A 17,483-nucleotide genomic window follows, 5' to 3' on the forward strand; every position below is an offset into this window, starting at 1 on the left:
TACTATATCTATTGTACATTCTAATGTTCATGGACGCAAAAAGAAACAGCGGAGATCGGCTCTCCGCTGTTTGCATTTTATCGAATTTCTTTAATACGTGCAGCTTTTCCGCGTAGGTTGCGAAGGTAGTACAATTTCGCACGGCGTACTTTACCACGACGAGTTACTTCAAGTTTAGCGATTTTCGGTGTGTGTACAGGGAATGTACGCTCAACACCTACACCGTTAGAGATTTTACGGACAGTGAAAGTTTCGCTGATTCCGCCTCCACGACGTTTAATGACAACACCTTCGAAGATTTGGATACGCTCACGCGTGCCCTCAACGATTTTAACGTGCAAGCGGACTGTGTCCCCAGGACGGAAATCTGGATGATCTGTACGAAGTTGTTCTTTTGTTACTTCTGCAATAATGTTTTGCATATTATTCTCTCCTTATTCACAGATGCTCTTGCACTTCAATCCTTTGCAGCGGAACACCAGTTAGTATGTACTCCCCATAGAAGTACATAGTCGATAATAGCACAAAGGACTGCGAATTACAAGTTGCATCAGTTGTTTTTTTCTTCTATTAACCGTTTTAACACTTGTTGTTGGTGTGGCGTCAACGGCGCGTGTTCCAATAAGTCTTTCCGTCGTTCAAAGGTACGGATAACAGCTTGTTCCTCTCTCCACTTGTCAATCGCCGCATGGTTACCGGACAACAAGACTTCTGGAACTTTCATCCCTCTGAATTCAGACGGTCTTGTATATTGGGGATGCTCTAACAAACCAGTGGAGAACGAGTCGAGCACCGGTGAGTCAGTATTGCCCAGTACATTCGGCAATAGCCTGACGACACTATCAATCATCGCCATTGCAGCGATTTCTCCCCCTGTCAAAACAAAGTCACCTAACGATAGCTCATCTGTCACAAGGTGTTCCCGTATACGTTCATCGTACCCTTCATAATGGCCGCAAAGGAAAACAAGATGCTCTTCTTGCGCAAGTTCTTCTGCCTTTTTTTGGTTGAAACGCTCGCCTTGTGGACACATGAGGATGACACGCGGTTTCTTCGATGCATCGAGCGAGAGAGCATCTACGGCCGCAAAGAGCGGTTCTGCTTTAAGCACCATTCCCGCACCACCACCATAGGGATAGTCATCCACTTTGTGGTGTTTATTACCGGAGAACGATCTGAAATCAGTAACTGCAAAAGAAACAGCCTCGTTTTCTTGTGCCTTTTTCATAATCGACGTATGAAGTACCCCTTCAAACATTTCAGGGAACAACGATAAAACATCAATCTTCATCATGAAAGGAGACCATCCATCGGTTCGATCACAATCCGTTTTTCGTCTACATCGACTTCTTTGACAATATCATCGATAAATGGAATGTACTGTGGTTTTCCCTCTTCAGGTGTTACAGTCCACACGTCATTCGCGCCAGTCTCTAATATATCCGTAACTTTCCCAATTACATCGCCTGTGTTTGTCATTACTGTACAGCCGATGATTTCGTGGTAGTAAAACTCACCTTCATCCAAATCACCTAGCTGCTTTTCCGATACTTTTAGAATACCGTCTCGATATTTCTCCACATCGCCTATTGAATAATGATGTTCGAATGTAAGGAGATCGAAATTTTTGTGGCGACGGTGACTGGCGACAGTCAATTGGATCGGCTTTTTTTCATTCGGCATGAACAAAGATAACTCACTGCCTATCGCATATCTTTCTTCTGGAAAGTGCGTACGGGAGATGACGCGTACTTCCCCATTTATGCCGTGCGTATTTACGATCTTACCAACATTAAACCATTGCATCCATTGCACCTTCCTTTACACTACGTTTAGTATTGCACAAATCTCGATGAATAGACAAAAAAGGAAGGAACATGAGCTCCCTCCTTCTTTACAGGTTGTGATGATACGGCAACTCTTGCTACCGATCAATCAATGATATCAAGGTAAACTTTCTTACCATGGTGACTGCCTGCTGCTGAATAAACAATAGTTCGTATCGCTTTGGCAACACGACCCTGCTTTCCGATCACTTTCCCCATATCCTCAGGGTTGACGGAAAGTTTGTAAGTGACGCGATGAGGTTGTTCATCTTTGTCGACCTGTACATCTCCGGGATGATCGACTAACGGTTTGACAATCGTTTCAATCAGCTGCTTCATGTCCACCCCTCCTGTTTAACCTGCATTCGCAGGCATTTAAACGTGATTATTTTCCAAGTTTAGCGTTGTGGAATTTCTCCATAATGCCTTGTTCAGAAAACAGGTTACGTACTGTATCAGATGGTTTAGCACCAGTTTGTAGCCATTTTAGAGCCAACTCTTCGTTGATTTTAACTTCAGCTGGTTTTGTTAACGGGTTGTACGTACCAACTGTTTCGATTTGACGACCATCACGTGGTGAACGTGAATCTGCTACTACAATACGATAGAAAGGAGTTTTCTTTGCTCCCATACGTTTAAGACGAATTTTTACTGACATTTTTTCTTGCACCTCCGAATAGTTTCACACAAGATAGTATATTATCAAGGTTTCTCATGTTTGTAAAGTGTTTTTTCTTAACACCTAAAAATAATGTTGGAAAATCGTTCGATTATCTAAAGAACGAGTCGAATCCAGGCATTTTCATTTTCTTTTTACCTTTTTGTTGCATGTTGGTCATTTGTTTGACCATTTTCTTCATTTCATCAAATTGCTTTAACAACCGATTCACTTCTTGGATCGTCGTACCGGAACCTTTAGCAATTCGCTTTCTCCTACTTGCATTAATGATTTCTGGTGTTGTACGTTCAGCCGTCGTCATCGATTTTATGACCGCTTCGACTCTACCCATCTGACTTTCATCCACTTTAGCATTTTCGAGGCCTTTAATCTTTCCGGCACCAGGCATCATTTTAAGGATTTCATCAAGCGGACCCATCTTCTTCACTTGTTGTAGCTGGTCAAGGAAGTCGTCAAGCGTGAACGTTTGTGTTCTGAATTTCTGTTCCAACTCTTTCGCTTTTTCTTCATCGACGGACTCTTGCGCTTTTTCAATAAGCGACATGACGTCGCCCATCCCTAAAATCCTTGAAGCCATGCGTTCAGGATGGAAAGGTTCCAATGCGTCCATCTTTTCGCCCATCCCGACAAATTTAATCGGTTTTTCGGTAACAGAACGGATGGACAATGCTGCTCCACCACGTGTATCACCGTCCAACTTGGTCAATACGACTCCCGTAATACCGATCGCTTCATCGAATGATTTTGCAACATTGACTGCATCTTGACCTGTCATTGCGTCGACAACGAGGAATACTTCGTCCGGTTTGCTCAATGCACGAATGTCTTTCAATTCCTGCATAAGCGCTTCATCGACATGCAAACGACCCGCTGTATCGATGATCACCACGTCATGGTGTTCCTTCTCCGCTTCCGCAAGCGCTTGGCGTGCAATTTCCACAGGTGAAACTTCAGTCCCTAACGAAAAGACTGGTAACGTCAATTGTTTGCCTAGGGTCTCCAGCTGTTGAATCGCCGCCGGACGATAGACGTCAGCTGCGACAAGTAGCGGCTTTTTGTTGTGCCGTTTCCGAAGTACAGTGGCCAATTTCCCTGTCGTCGTTGTCTTACCCGCACCTTGCAAACCGACCATCATGATGACTGTAGGAGACTTACGCGCAAATTGGATCGGATTTTGTTCTCCGCCCATCAGTGCAGTTAACTCATCCTTTACGATCTTCACGACTTGTTGGCCTGGTGTCAAACTTTTCATGACATCTTGCCCAACTGCCCGTTCACTGACAGTTTTAATGAATTCTTTTACGACTTTTAAATTGACGTCTGCTTCGATGAGCGCAAAACGTACTTCTCGCATCATCTCTTTAACGTCTGCTTCAGTTATTTTTCCCTTGCCCTTTATCTTTTGAAGCGTCCCTTGCAGGCGCTGGGCTAATCCTTCAAATGCCATGCACAGAGCCCCCTACTCATGATCTTTTAGCGTTTTCAACAGAGCACGCATTTTTTTCGCTTTCTCATCATCTCCGCGGACGAGCTGCTCCAGTTGTTCCACAATTTCCATCCTATCTTGGAATTTAGAGAAAAGATTCAATTTGTTTTCATAGTCTTCCAACATCGCTTCTGTTCTTCGGACATTATCGTATACAGCTTGCCTAGATACATTATATTCCTCGGCAATCTCACCAAGTGAAAGATCATCCAAGTAATACAATTGCATGTAGACTCGTTGTTTTTCAGTTAATAGTGTCTGATAGAAATCATAGAGGAAGTTGACGCGTGTCGTTTTTTCAAGCATCTCTTCGCCTCCTCTTGTCATCTTAGTATGAGTTGTATGAACTGTCAAGTATTTTTACTTTAAAGCACAAACTGATCTGTTCATGGACTCATAAGAATTATTCGTCCGCCTCTTTTTCCAATCCTTCAGCAAAAAGTCCGTACACATATTTTTCTGGATCGAACGGTTGTAAATCGTCCATTCCTTCACCTAGTCCAACAAATTTCACAGGAATGTTCAATTTGTTGCGTATCGCCAAAACAATCCCGCCTTTTGCTGTTCCGTCCAATTTCGTCAACACGATACCTGTTACATTTGTTGCTTCTTTGAAAGTTTGTGCTTGGATAAGCGCATTTTGACCTGTTGTCGCATCTAAAGCTAGAAGGACTTCATGCGGCGCCCCTTCGATCTCTTTACCAATGACGCGGTGTACTTTTTCCAACTCATTCATCAAGTTCACTTTATTTTGCAATCGGCCAGCTGTATCGCATATCAGCACGTCCACCTTCCGATTTTTAGCCGCACGGATTGCATCATACATGACAGCAGCAGGATCGGAACCTTCCGACTGTCTAATCACTTCTACGCCTACACGTTCACCCCATACGACAAGTTGGTCGATCGCGCCAGCTCGAAACGTATCACCAGCAGCAAGCATAACCGTTTTCCCTTCTGCCTTCAGACGAGCAGCCAACTTACCAATTGTCGTTGTCTTCCCGACACCATTGACACCTACCATCAAAATGACAGACAACTCGTTATCAAGGTTCAACTCGGTATCCAACTCTTCACCGTCTTTATAGATGTCAACAAGCTTTTCAGATATGACGGACTGGATACCTTCCGTGTTCTTAATGTTCTTTCGTTGTACTTCCCATCTTAGTTGATCGACGAGTTCCATTACCGTCTCAACACCGACATCCGCTTGTAACAGAAGTTCTTCAAGCTCTTCAAAGAAATCCTCATCCACTTCGCGGAAACGCGCTACAAGATCATTCACTTTGGAAGTAAATGATTGACGTGTTTTGGATAAACCATCTTTAAACTTTTCAGTTACGGTAACTGTTTCATTCGAACCTGTAATTTTCTCTTTCAATTTCTTGAAAAATGACATCTCAATTCTCTCCTATTCAATCGTTCGTTCTTTCATTCACCTTAACTGAGCATCTCAGCTGGCACTTCTGATAGCTTAACCGATATTAATTTCGATACACCTGATTCCTGCATGGTGATGCCGTAAAGCACATCCGCACCTTCCATCGTCCCTTTCCGATGTGTGATGACGATGAATTGAGTGTTATCGGAGAAACGCTTTAAGTATTTACTATAGCGGATGACATTCGCTTCATCCAATGCCGCTTCCACTTCGTCCAAAATACAAAATGGCACGGGTCTTACTTCAATAATTGAAAACAATAGTGTGATAGCAGTCAACGCACGCTCCCCACCAGATAAAAGACTTAAGTTCTGAAGTTTTTTTCCTGGCGGTCGTGCAATGATGTCGACACCTGTCTCAAGTAGATTGTCTGGTTGTGTAAGAATTAGATCCGCTTCGCCACCACCGAACATTTCTTTGAACACATGGTGGAAACGACTTTTCACCGCGTTAAACGTCGCACCAAAGCGTACTTCCATTTCCCTGTCCATCTCAGACATCGCTTCATTCAGTGTATTTTTCGCTTCCACAAGGTCATTCCGTTGTTCAGTGAGGAATGCGTGCCGTTGAGCAACTTCTTCATATTCCTCAATTGCACTCGGATTAATTGGACCTAAAGTATAAAGCTCTTCTTTCAGTTCGTCGACACGGATCCTTGCCTGCTCAACATTGAATTGAACCTCTTCATCGAAATCAGGGTATAAACCGTATTCATCCAATAATCGGTTTGTAATCGTTTCGTACTTTACTTCAAGCCTAGATAATGCAATATGGAGCGCATTGAGGGAAGAAACGAGCTCAGCTTCTTCGTACCGTAAATCTTTTAAATGTTCTTCTTGTTGCAAGAGTAATCCGGAAATGCGAGCTTTGTTTTCCCTTTCTTGCGTTAAAGATGCTTCTACTGTTGATTTTTTCGTCGTCGCAATGTGAAGCTGTTCATTTATTTCTTCAGGGGTACTGTCAATTCCTTTTTCATGCTCCGTATAGAGAGCTAAATCTTTCTCTAAGGAATGAATTTTAGTTTCAAGCTGTTGTTGCGTAACTTCCATGTCGTTAAGCAATGATTGCTGGTGTGTTTTTTGTTCACGTAACACCGCCAACTGTTCGCGCAGATCATTGTTTCGATTCATCAATGTCTCTTCTTCGTTGCGTCTATCTGTCGCTAAACGCTCCAATGTCGATACTTCTTGTTGGATTGACTGTAATTTCCCTTGAACAGATTGATGACGGTTGAGTAGTTCCTCTTTTTCATTTGCCAATTGAGCACCGATATTCGCTGAACCGAGTTGGCCTTTTTGCACGATAGAGAGTTCAGACTCCACGCTTCTGATTTCCACGTCAAACTCACGAATAATTGAATCGGTTCTAAAGATTACTTGTTGAAGTTGTTCGAGCTCGCGACGAAGCTTTTCGACATCATGCATGTACTGAGCGACAAGCATTTTCGAATCTCCAATTTTTGTTTGAGCAGAATCGATGGAACGAGCCATCTTGCTCACTTGTGTGCGTAACATCTCTAGTTCAGCCTTCCGGGAAAAGACTGTTGACTGCCCTTTTGCTCCACCACCTGTTAGAGAACCACCTGCATTTACTACATCGCCGTCCAACGTAACAATCCGATATTTATAACCAATCGATTTTGCGATCAAAGATGCACCTGCTAATGATTTAGCAACAATCGTCATGCCGAGAAGATTTTCTAAGATTGCTGTAAATTCAGGAGCCGTTTTTACGAGCGTATTCGCTGTACCGATGAACTCCTCGTTTTGAGCTGCAATGCGTAATTGTGCGGGTTGAAGCATGCGTGATTTAATGACATCACGTGGCAAAAAAGTCGCTCGCCCAGCATTTGTCTTTTTTAGGTAACCGATCGCTTGACGTGCCTGAGCTTCTGAAGCTGTCACGATATGTTGCATTGCACCACCTAATGCGGTTTCAATTGCCTTTATGTAGGTGTCTTCAACAGTTATCAATTCTGCAACTGCACCGTCAATCCCTTGCAAGTTACCTTCTTTGTTTGCAATCAATACTGCTTTAACACCTGAAAAGAAACCTGAAAAATCAGCTTCCAAACTTTCAATTGCACGTAACCGACCTTGCATTTCTGATTGCTTGTTTAATGCTGTTTGCATGAACTGCTGTTGTGTACGTAAGTCTTCTTCTGCTGTTCGGTATGCATTTTCTACTGTTTGCAAACTTGCTTCGACTTGTTTTTTCTTTTCATTCACGGTTTGAAGTTCTTTTAAATGACTCGCTTTCTTTTCCGTAAGTTCAGATCGTTTTTCGCTCAATAAAATTGTTTGCTTAGAATTTCGATCTGTTGATAATTTTTCACCTTGCAACCGTTCGTCAATATGCTTTAAATCATTTCGGATTGTTGCCTCTTCATTTAATAAATCAATATACGTAGACTTTAACTCATCAATTTCCATCTCTGTCTCTTTTACTGACCGCTTCAGAATTTGAGTGATTTCATTCATCTCTGTTTGTAATGTCAACATTTGAGAGGAGGTAACGGCTAATTTCTCTTTCGTTGCCGCTACTTTTTCGCTAATGAGTTCCTTCTCTTGCAGTTCAATGCTTAGGTCATGCTGAATTCGTTTGATTTGTTGTTCGGAATTTTTTTGTTTCTCAAGTGTTAGTAGGCGTCGCCCTTCCCACTTTTCAGCTTGTGCGCTTATTTCAACGAGTTGTTTTTGGAGATTTTCAATCCTCATTTCAGAATTGGATAGCTCCATTTTATAACTTTTCGACAGTTCTTCCACTGAAGTGAGTGTATTGACCAATTGGGTTCTTTGTTCTTTCATACTTTCCAATTGATGCGTTTTTTCGGTTATGTCTTTACGTAATTTAGATCCATCATAGTTCAGTAAACGAACATCCACTTCACGGATTTCCTCTGATAGTACATGGTGCCTCTTTGCCGCCCCTGCATTTTTCTCGAGCGGACCAATTCTAGTGTCTAATTCATTCAGAATGTCTAGCACACGGTGTAAATTATCTTCGGTTTCAAAAAGCTTATGCTCCGCCTTTTTCTTTCGCGTTTTATACTTTAAAACCCCTGCTGCTTCATCAAAAATACTTCTACGATCTTCAGGTCGACTATTTAATATTTCATCAACACGACCTTGAGAAATAATAGAAAATGCTTCTTTCCCAAGACCGGAATCCATGAATACGTCATTGATATCTTTTAATCTACATTGTTGACCATTCAATAAATAGTTACTTTCGCCCGAACGGAACACGCGGCGTGTTACGCTGATTTCAGTATAATCTAACGGAAAGAGACCATTCGTATTATCTAAGATGAGTGTTACTTCCGCAAAGTTCAGTGGTTTACGGGAATCACTTCCTGCAAAAATGACATCTTCCATTTTTGCACCACGCAATGATTTAGCGGATTGTTCACCAAGCACCCAGCGAATGGCATCTGTCACATTACTCTTTCCACTTCCGTTCGGACCAACAATTGCAGTTACACCGGGAACGAAGTCGATACCGATTCGTTCCGCAAACGATTTAAATCCAATGATTTCAACTCTTTTTAGAAACACAATTAGCTCTCCCCTTCGGCCACTTTTCCTGTTAACACATCGATGGCTTGACGGGCCGCTTCCTGCTCGGCTTCTTTTTTTGATCTTCCCGTACCAGTACCAAGTTCACGATTTTCAAGTTTTACAACGGTTACAAACTTTTTCGCATGCGCAGGACCGTTCTCACTAATTATCTCATATTGTAGGCTACCACTATTCGTTTGTTGAACAATTTCCTGCAGCCGACTTTTATAATCCATCACATGCGAAAAAGCACCGTTTCCGATTTTAGGGAAAACCACATTCTCCAAAAACTTTGTTACTTGTTCCATGCCTTGATCTAAAAATAACGCACCTATGTAAGCTTCAAAAACATCTGCGAGCAGCGCGGGACGTAATCTTCCTCCCGTTTGCTCTTCGCCTTTCCCTAACAAAATGTATTCACCAAACCGGAGTTCATTTGATAGTTTTACAAGGGATGGTTCACAAACGATCGCAGCACGTAATTTTGTCAGCTCACCTTCACTCATAGTTGGTTCCGTTGCGTAAAGGTAACGCGAGACACCTAATTCCAGCACCGCATCCCCGAGAAATTCCAAGCGTTCATTGTCTGTAAAATTTTTACGGCGATGCTCATTTACATAAGACGAATGCGTAAATGCATGGTATAGGAGGTTCTCATCGTTGAAAACGACACCTAACTGCTTTTGGAGCTCTTCAAATTTTCTTTTCACTTCCACAGAAATGGTAGAAGCGTATTTACCTTTTGTATGTCGTTTGTTGTTATGCATGCAGACTCTACCTTTCAATTCATAGTGCTTCTAATTTTACATGGTTATGCGCCGACTTGCAAAACCGAAAAGAGATACTTTCATTCCTTTTCTTAACAAAAGAAAGGATGAAAGCATCTCATCGGGTTTCATTCAATAAGACATGAGTAATGAATAGCATTTACAGCAATTCACTAGCCTATGCTTTATTAGTTCACTTTTTCTTCGATATACTTCACAGCATCACCGACAGTGCCGATCTTTTCAGCATCGTCATCTGAAATTTCCATATCGAACTCATCTTCCAATTCCATTACTAACTCAACAACATCCAAAGAATCTGCGCCGAGATCGTCTTTGAAAGATGCTTCTGGTTTCACTTCACTCTCATCGACACCTAAACGGTCGACAACAACTTTCGTTACTCGTTCTAGTACTGACAACATAGTCACCTCCTCTCAAAGAAATGCGGAGTGTGGCGGTTAGACCCGACAAGCGCTGGAGGGCTTGAACGAAAGGCGCTCTTTGCCTTTTGCTTCAAGACCGAAGCGACTCGAGGGTCTGCCACACGCAGCTTGACAACAAGAAATGCGGAGGGCGGCGTTTAGCTGCGACAGGCGCTGGCCGACTAAAATCGCCACGTCCTGTGGCAACGTCGGCACTTGTACTTCCTGTACGGCGAAGGGCAGAAGTTAAAGGCGCTCTTTGCCTTTACCTTCTGACCGAAGCGACCCGAGCAGCTGCCGCCCGTAGCTGGACAAAAAGAAATGCGGAGGGCGCTTGCACAGCCCCGACAAGCGCTGGCCGACTAAAAGTGCCACGTCCTGTGGCAACGTCGGCACTTGTACTTCCTGTACGGCGGAGGGCTTGAAATAAAGGCGCTCTTTGCCTTTATCTTCAAGACCGAAGCGACTCGAGGGGCTAGCGCCCGAAGCTGGACACTTAAGGAACGCAACCTAAGTTCGCCGCGTCCTGCGGCAACGGTTGCATGACCCACTTCCTGTGGGCCCATGCGGAGGGTGGCGGTTAGAACCGACTTCCCGCACCAATAACCCCTAGAGTACAAATCTTTAGTAGACCTATACAGGTTATTACATCACCATACCACCGTCAACATGTATTGTTTGACCTGTTATATAATCTGCATCGCTCGACAACAAGAATGCAACAGCGCCAGCAACATCTTCTGAAGAACCAAGTTTGCCTAATGGAATTGCAGACAACATTTGTTCTTTCACATCTTCCGGCAGGGCGTCTGTCATGTCTGTCGTAATGAAACCTGGTGCAACCGCATTGACTGTAATATTACGTGTCGCCAGTTCCTTAGCAGTCGTCTTCGTTAACCCGATGACTCCCGCTTTAGCAGCTACGTAGTTCGCTTGTCCGGGATTTCCGGTAACCCCGACGATCGATGCAAGGTTCACAATCTTCCCAGAGCGTTGCTTCATCATTTGACGTGTAACAGCTTTCGTACATAAGAAAACACCTTTTAGATTGATGTTGATGACATCATCCCATTCGTCTTCTTTCATACGCATTAACAGATTGTCACGCGTGATGCCTGCATTGTTTACGAGCATATCAATCGAGCCGAATGCTTCCATTGTCGCGTCAATCATCGCTTTCACTTGATCAATTTCGGAAATATTTGCTTGAAACGCAATCGCCTCTCCACCAGCTTTTGTTATGGTTTCCACAACTTCAGCCGCTTTCGCTTCACTGCCGCTATAATTGACAACGACTTTTGCTCCTTCTTCACCAAGCAACAATGCAATTGCACGTCCAATGCCACGCGATGCACCTGTAACGATTGCTGTTTTCCCTGTAAATCTTCCCATACTTACCACCCTTTCGCTGCCTCAATAGCCGTTTGTAACGTTTCTTCGTCGTAAACAGGCAATACAGTTACAGAACGATCAATCTTTTTCACGAGACCACTCAACACTTTGCCTGGACCACATTCAATAAAATGTGTGACGCCAAGATCTAGTAACGTCCGAACCGAATCTTCCCATCGTACTGGTGAATACAATTGTTCAACGAGTAATTCCTTAATCGTCTCTTTGTCAGAAACCGCTTGTGCATTCACATTCGCAATGACAGGAATGGATGCATCCTTCATCTCCAACTGATCTAAAGCTTCACGTAAATGTTCAGCTGCTGGTTGCATGAGCGACGAATGGAATGGACCACTAACGTCTAATGGAATTGCTCTTTTTGCGCCAGCCTCTTTAAGTGCTACACACGCTTTGTCCACGCCTTCTTTTGTTCCAGAAATAACGATTTGTCCAGGACAGTTCAAGTTGGCAGGTTGTACTGGAAATCCATCTGCAGTAATTGCATCCGTTACTTCAGCCAACTTCTCACCATCTAATCCAAGGATGGCTGCCATCGCGCCTTCTCCAGCAGGAACCGCCTCATTCATGAATAAACCGCGTTTCCGCACAACTGCTACACCATTTTCAAATGAAAGTGCACCTGACGCTACAAGTGCTGTGTATTCACCCAAACTATGTCCAGCCGTATAAGCAGGGACAATTCCCGCATCATTTAATCTAGCAGCGATCATTGCGCCAACCGTCAGCAATGCCGGCTGGGCGTTATACGTCACAGTAAGCTCTTCTTGCGGTCCTTCTTTCATTAAACGGCTCAAGTCTCCCCCAAGCACTTTATCCGCACCATCAAAGTACTGGCGACTCTCTTCCTTTGCTGCCAATTCAACGCCCATTCCAACTGATTGGGAGCCTTGCCCTGGAAAAATAAATGCAATTTTACTCATCCCATATCCACCTTTCCAACAGTCTGCCGTATCGTTTCACAAACATCGTATTCCACCATGGTTCTTGCTTGTCTAACCGCATTATAGATTGCATTCGCATTGGACGAGCCATGCGCTTTAATAACTGGCGAGTTTAAACCGAAAAGGCCTGCTCCCCCATACTCCGTATAATCCATTTTCTTCTTTAATCCACGAAGATCGTCTTTTACTAATGCAGCAGACAATTTGGATTTTAATGATGCACCGTAAACTTCTTTTAACATCGTAAAGAAGCTAGATGCCGTTCCTTCAATCGTTTTTAACGCCATATTGCCTGTAAATCCGTCCGTTACGACGACATCTGCAACACCATTCAACAGTTCTCTAGACTCCACATTTCCAACAAAATGTATCGGAGCTTCAGCAAGCAATTGATAAGCAGCTTTTGTCAATTCGTTCCCTTTTCCTTCTTCGGTACCAATATTTAATAGGCCAACACGTGGTTTACTAATACCACGGACTTTTTCCGCGTAAATACTGCCCATAATCGCATATTGCTGTAAGTGCAAAGGCTTAGCATCTGCATTCGCCCCAACGTCCAAAAAAACGAACCCTTGTCCGTCGACAGTCGGTAATGTTGGAGATAATGCCGGTCGATCAATGCCATCTATGCGTCCTACGATGAACAGTCCGGCAGCCATAAGCGCACCTGTATTACCTGCTGATACACACGCATGTGCAGAACCCTCTTTTACAGCTTGCGCCATCTTCACCATCGAAGCATCTTTTTTACGTCGTATCGCACGTACCGGTTCATCTTCCGATTCGATTTTCTCCGTGCAATGAATGACGGTTATGCGTTCATGCTCCTTCAAAAAGGGACCCATCTTCGCTTCGTCTCCATAAATATGTATATGTATATCGTCAAATTCCATTACGCTTTTATAGGCACCCTCAATAATTTCACGAGGCGCATTGTCTCCACCCATACCATCTAAAGCAATAATCATTTTGTGTCCCTCCTGCCAAGTTCGGTTGTGTGGTACATTTGGAATTCACCCGTAAAGACCGTTTCATCTCCAACTGTAGACATAACCTCTACAAACATCCGCTTCCCACTTGACCGTCCTTTGTCAACAATAGCACGTGCAATGACACGGTCTCCGGCTTTCACCGGCTTTAGAAAATTGATAGTAGAAGTAACGGTCAATGCAAGTTCATCATCGAGTACAGCGACAGCTAATGAATTGGCTTGTGCAAAAAGATGATGCCCTCTCGCAATTCCATTACGTTGGAACACATGGTCTTCCGTCACATCAAAAATAGAAATCGCACGCTTGTCCAATTCAATATCGACAATTTCACCGATCACTTCGTCTGATTGCAACGATTTGACTTCAGCTTCAATTGTTCTAGAGGCAACCGTCTTTAACCGTTCACGTAATTCTGGTATTCCACACTCCAAGCGATCTAACCGGATCGTCTGTACACTTACGTTAAATTGTTTCGACAATTCTTCATCTGTCATAAAAGGATTCTGTTCAAGACTTACAGCAAGTTGACGTTGCCTTTCCCTCTTTGGAACTCTCACAAAATTCACCCTTCCGGATTAGCACTTGGTACTAATACCAGTATATTATCATAGTTCATCATAGATTTCTACAAAACATTAATGAAGGGTTCTCTCTTTTTCAATGAAGGAGTTCTCGTATACATGCCCCAAACTGAAATTGCAATACTCAGACCGTAAAAATCAGAATAAAAACACAGCATTCCCGGAGGAAAGACTATTAGATTGTAGACATACTCTAGAAATCAAGGGGTTGCCTACATTTCTTTACTTTACAATCGTATTAACTAGGAAAAGTTGATTTCCGCTGGGAGTGGAATTTAACGGCTCTTGACCGATTGCAGTTTTATACGCTCAAAGACAAAAGGGTTGGAAATCTTTTCGATTTCCAGCCCTTTTGTCTACAGTCTGTGGCGAGCCTCCTTGATGGATGCTCGCCTATAGTATTCTAAACTCAGTCTTCGAGAATGAATGTTCATTTAATCCATCCGCTCTTGCGAAAGCGCGCCGGATTGTTCCAAGTCTTCCCTAAGGAATTTGTATTCTGGAGAGGTCCAAAAGCTGTCCGATGATAGCATTTTCTCAGCATCTTGACGGGCCGTTTCGAGTGCACGGTAGTCATGGACAAGATCTGCCATTTTAAATTCAGGCATCCCACTTTGCTTTTTGCCGAAGAAATCGCCAGCCCCTCTTAGCTCGAGGTCCTTTTCGGCAAGGAGGAAACCATCATTCGTTTCCGTCATCGATTGCATTCGTTCTTTGCCTTCTTCGTTCTTCGGATCAGCAAGAAGGACACAGTATGATTGATCAGCACCCCGCCCTACCCTTCCCCGTAATTGGTGGAGTTGTGCTAATCCGAAACGGGTTGCATCGTAAATGAGCATAAATGTCGCATTCGGAACGTTTACACCGACTTCGACAACTGTTGTTGAAACGAGGCAATCGATTTTCCCATCACTAAAATCTCGCATGATCTCGTCCTTTTCATCCGGATGCAGACGCCCATGCATCAGCCCGACTGTATATCTGCCTGAAAAATGATGGGTGAGCTGCGCATGGACATCGACTGCATTTTGCACATCAAGCTTGTCCGATTCCTCTATCAGTGGACAAATTACATAAGCTTGGCGTCCCGCATGCAATTCTTTCTCCATCTTCCTTAAAACCGGCAATAATGATTCTTCTTTCAACCAATACGTTTCAATTTGCTTACGTCCTGCTGGCATTTCATCCAATATCGAAACATCCATTTCACCGAATGCCGTGATTGCCAAAGTTCTTGGGATTGGGGTGGCCGTCATAAAGAGTACATCTGGATTCAATCCTTTTTCCCTAAGAACGCGACGTTGTTCTACACCGAACCGATGTTGCTCATCTGTTATGACGAGACCCAATTTGGTAAAACTGACATCTGGTTGAATAAGGGCATGGGTACCAATTAAAAGATCGATTTCTCCGTTCGCTAAATTCTCCAATATATGTCTTCTCGCCTTTCCTTTTGTTGAACCTGAAAGAAAAGCGACTCGAACTCCAAATGGCTCTAGCCAGGCAGAAAGTGAATCAGTATGCTGTTCAGCAAGAATTTCGGTTGGAGCCATCAGGGCCCCTTGGAAGCCTGCGGTGATGGCCGCATAAAGAGCAATTGCAGCAACGACAGTCTTGCCCGAACCAACATCCCCTTGTAGAAGACGATTCATCCGACTTGAACTTTTTAATTCCGCACAAAGTTCGTTGACAACTCTTTTTTGTGCGCCTGTTAACTCAAACGGCAAGGAAGAAATAAATGCTTTCAACCGCTCCAAATCATATTGGATAGTTGTTCCTTTTTCCGCATCCTTACGAATTTTCTTCATCCCTATCATCTTCAATTGAAATTTAAGCAATTCTTCATAGACAAACCTTCTTCTCGCCTGTTTGACATCTGTTGGTGTCTTTGGGAAATGAACCATTTCCAATGCTTCATGAAGAGAAGGTAACATATACATCTCAAGCAGCTCACTAGGCAGAATGTCTTTCATTTCTGCTCCATACAAATCCAAAGCTTGTCGCATATATTTTCTAAATGTCTTTTGATGCATAACATTTTTCAAACTGTAGACCGGTTCAAAGTCTGCTTGATCGGTTTTCGGTCCCTCTGAAAAATTACTGACATTGATCACTTGTCGACCGCGATCCCATTTTCCTGTAACTGTAACAGTCATGCCGATACTTAGGCGATCTTTTAAGTAATGTTGATTGAAAAAAACAGCTTTTACAAGGTGGGGGCCGACGAGTAGATGAATTTGTAAGCGAGATTTATTCTTACCTAAAAAAAGAACGGAAGGCTCACTTTGGACCCTTCCTTCAATCGTTACGCGTTCATTATGTGGAGTTTCAGCTAAGTCCTTCAATCGAAAATCTTCGTGTCGATACGGAAATGTATGGAGTAACTGTTCTACTGTTTCAATGCCGAGCTTTTGAAACTGTCCAGTAGCCGCTTTTCCAACACCTTTCAATACTTGGACAGAATCATGAATGGACGGTGTCATGGACCGCTTTGTCCTTCCCGAAAATTTCCGCTTCCAACCTTTTACCCGTCGGTGTAGCTGCCAAGCCACCTTTTGCTGTTTCTCGCAGTGCAGAAGGCATTGTTTGTCCGATCCGATACATGGCATCGATTACTTCATCCGTAGGAATTTTACTGACTACACCTGCTAACGCCATGTCCGCGCCAACTAATGCTTTTGCTGCACCCATCGCATTCCGTTTTACACACGGGACTTCAACCAGTCCAGCAACCGGATCACAAACAAGTCCAAGCATATTTTTCATGACGATCGAAAATGCTTCTGCGCTTTGTTGTGGCGTCCCTCCTGCCATTTCAACAATTGCAGCCGCAGCCATCGAAGCAGCTGAACCCGTTTCCGCCTGGCATCCGCCTGCAGCTCCGGAAATAGAAGCATTGTTCGCAACGACAAATCCAAAAGCACCTGATGTGAATAAATAATTCACCATCTGTTCACGAGTTGGATTCAACTTATCTTTCACGGCAAATAACGTACCTGGAACGATACCGGCCGCACCAGCAGTTGGCGTTGCACAAATCATCCCCATTGCGGCATTTACTTCATTCGTCGCGACCGCTTTACTGACTGCATCCAATAACAAGTCACCTGATAGGGATTTACCCGTTTTAATGTATTGTTGCAGCAATACTGCGTCTCCACCAGTCAAGCCAGAAGTCGATTTCACGCCTTGAAGTCCTTGTTCTACAGCACTTTCCATCACGGTTAAATTGTTATCCATTTGCGCAACAATCTCTTCACGCGAACGTCTAGTAATGAGCATTTCTTGTTCAATCATAATTTCTGAAATTGGTTTGTTTTGCCTTTCAGCGATGTCCACCAATTCTTTCACCGTTCCAAATAGAACTTCCAT

Annotated in this window: 17 protein-coding genes; all 17 read right to left on the reverse strand. The window is 43.5% G+C overall.

The features are described 5' to 3' along the window. Positions 1 to 77: 77 nt before the first annotated feature. Positions 78 to 422, reverse strand: coding sequence for a 50S ribosomal protein L19 (gene rplS / locus QT711_RS01310; protein WP_317941681.1), 345 nt, complete (start codon positions 420 to 422; stop codon positions 78 to 80). 128 nt (positions 423 to 550) lie between these two features. After that, a complete protein-coding gene (gene trmD, locus QT711_RS01315) occupies positions 551 to 1,291 on the reverse strand; it encodes a tRNA (guanosine(37)-N1)-methyltransferase TrmD (protein ID WP_317941944.1) in 741 nt (246 codons plus the stop codon). Then, a complete protein-coding gene (gene rimM, locus QT711_RS01320) occupies positions 1,291 to 1,806 on the reverse strand; it encodes a ribosome maturation factor RimM (RefSeq protein ID WP_317941682.1) in 516 nt (171 codons plus the stop codon). Before rimM ends, trmD begins: the two co-directional genes overlap by 1 nt. Positions 1,807 to 1,931: 125 nt before the next feature. After that, entirely contained in the window at positions 1,932 to 2,165 is a 234-nt protein-coding gene (locus tag QT711_RS01325) for a KH domain-containing protein (protein WP_317941683.1), read from the reverse strand. Between the two features lie 46 nt (positions 2,166 to 2,211). Beyond that, on the reverse strand, positions 2,212 to 2,484 hold the full coding sequence (rpsP, locus tag QT711_RS01330; protein ID WP_317941684.1) for a 30S ribosomal protein S16: 273 nt from the start codon (positions 2,482 to 2,484) through the stop codon (positions 2,212 to 2,214). 112 nt (positions 2,485 to 2,596) lie between these two features. Further along, positions 2,597 to 3,952 carry a signal recognition particle protein gene (gene ffh / locus QT711_RS01335; RefSeq protein ID WP_317941685.1) on the reverse strand — a complete coding sequence of 452 codons (1,356 nt, stop codon included), beginning with the start codon at positions 3,950 to 3,952 and terminating at the stop codon, positions 2,597 to 2,599. Positions 3,953 to 3,964: 12 nt separating this feature from the next. Beyond that, positions 3,965 to 4,297 carry a putative DNA-binding protein gene (locus QT711_RS01340; protein WP_317941686.1) on the reverse strand — a complete coding sequence of 111 codons (333 nt, stop codon included), beginning with the start codon at positions 4,295 to 4,297 and terminating at the stop codon, positions 3,965 to 3,967. 97 nt (positions 4,298 to 4,394) lie between these two features. Continuing rightward, positions 4,395 to 5,390 carry a signal recognition particle-docking protein FtsY gene (ftsY, locus tag QT711_RS01345; protein WP_317941687.1) on the reverse strand — a complete coding sequence of 332 codons (996 nt, stop codon included), beginning with the start codon at positions 5,388 to 5,390 and terminating at the stop codon, positions 4,395 to 4,397. Between the two features lie 41 nt (positions 5,391 to 5,431). Beyond that, positions 5,432 to 8,989, reverse strand: coding sequence for a chromosome segregation protein SMC (smc, locus tag QT711_RS01350; RefSeq protein WP_317941688.1), 3,558 nt, complete (start codon positions 8,987 to 8,989; stop codon positions 5,432 to 5,434). 2 nt (positions 8,990 to 8,991) lie between these two features. Beyond that, positions 8,992 to 9,759 carry a ribonuclease III gene (gene rnc / locus QT711_RS01355; protein WP_317941689.1) on the reverse strand — a complete coding sequence of 256 codons (768 nt, stop codon included), beginning with the start codon at positions 9,757 to 9,759 and terminating at the stop codon, positions 8,992 to 8,994. Positions 9,760 to 9,947: 188 nt separating this feature from the next. After that, positions 9,948 to 10,184: an acyl carrier protein gene (locus QT711_RS01360; RefSeq protein ID WP_060209057.1), complete on the reverse strand. Its 237-nt coding sequence runs from the start codon at positions 10,182 to 10,184 to the stop codon at positions 9,948 to 9,950. Positions 10,185 to 10,829: 645 nt separating this feature from the next. Next, the gene (fabG, locus tag QT711_RS01365; RefSeq protein WP_317941690.1) at positions 10,830 to 11,576 is read right to left on the reverse strand and encodes a 3-oxoacyl-[acyl-carrier-protein] reductase; all 747 of its coding nucleotides are present in this window, start codon (positions 11,574 to 11,576) and stop codon (positions 10,830 to 10,832) included. Positions 11,577 to 11,578: 2 nt separating this feature from the next. After that, positions 11,579 to 12,517, reverse strand: a complete 939-nt coding sequence (gene fabD / locus QT711_RS01370; RefSeq protein ID WP_317941691.1) for an ACP S-malonyltransferase — start codon at positions 12,515 to 12,517, stop codon at positions 11,579 to 11,581. Then, entirely contained in the window at positions 12,514 to 13,506 is a 993-nt protein-coding gene (gene plsX, locus QT711_RS01375) for a phosphate acyltransferase PlsX (protein ID WP_317941692.1), read from the reverse strand. Before plsX ends, fabD begins: the two co-directional genes overlap by 4 nt. Beyond that, a complete protein-coding gene (gene fapR / locus QT711_RS01380; RefSeq protein ID WP_317941693.1) occupies positions 13,503 to 14,087 on the reverse strand; it encodes a transcription factor FapR in 585 nt (194 codons plus the stop codon). Before fapR ends, plsX begins: the two co-directional genes overlap by 4 nt. A 458-nt stretch (positions 14,088 to 14,545) precedes the next feature. After that, complete coding sequence (recG, locus tag QT711_RS01385; protein WP_317941694.1) at positions 14,546 to 16,594, reverse strand: ATP-dependent DNA helicase RecG; 2,049 nt, start codon at positions 16,592 to 16,594, stop codon at positions 14,546 to 14,548. After that, the gene (gene sdaAA, locus QT711_RS01390) at positions 16,575 to 17,483 is read right to left on the reverse strand and encodes an L-serine ammonia-lyase, iron-sulfur-dependent, subunit alpha (protein WP_317941695.1); all 909 of its coding nucleotides are present in this window, start codon (positions 17,481 to 17,483) and stop codon (positions 16,575 to 16,577) included. Before sdaAA ends, recG begins: the two co-directional genes overlap by 20 nt.

Origin of the sequence: Sporosarcina saromensis, from assembly GCF_033253735.1 — a bacterium.
In the GTDB taxonomy this organism is placed as follows: Bacteria; Bacillota; Bacilli; order Bacillales_A; family Planococcaceae; genus Sporosarcina; species Sporosarcina saromensis.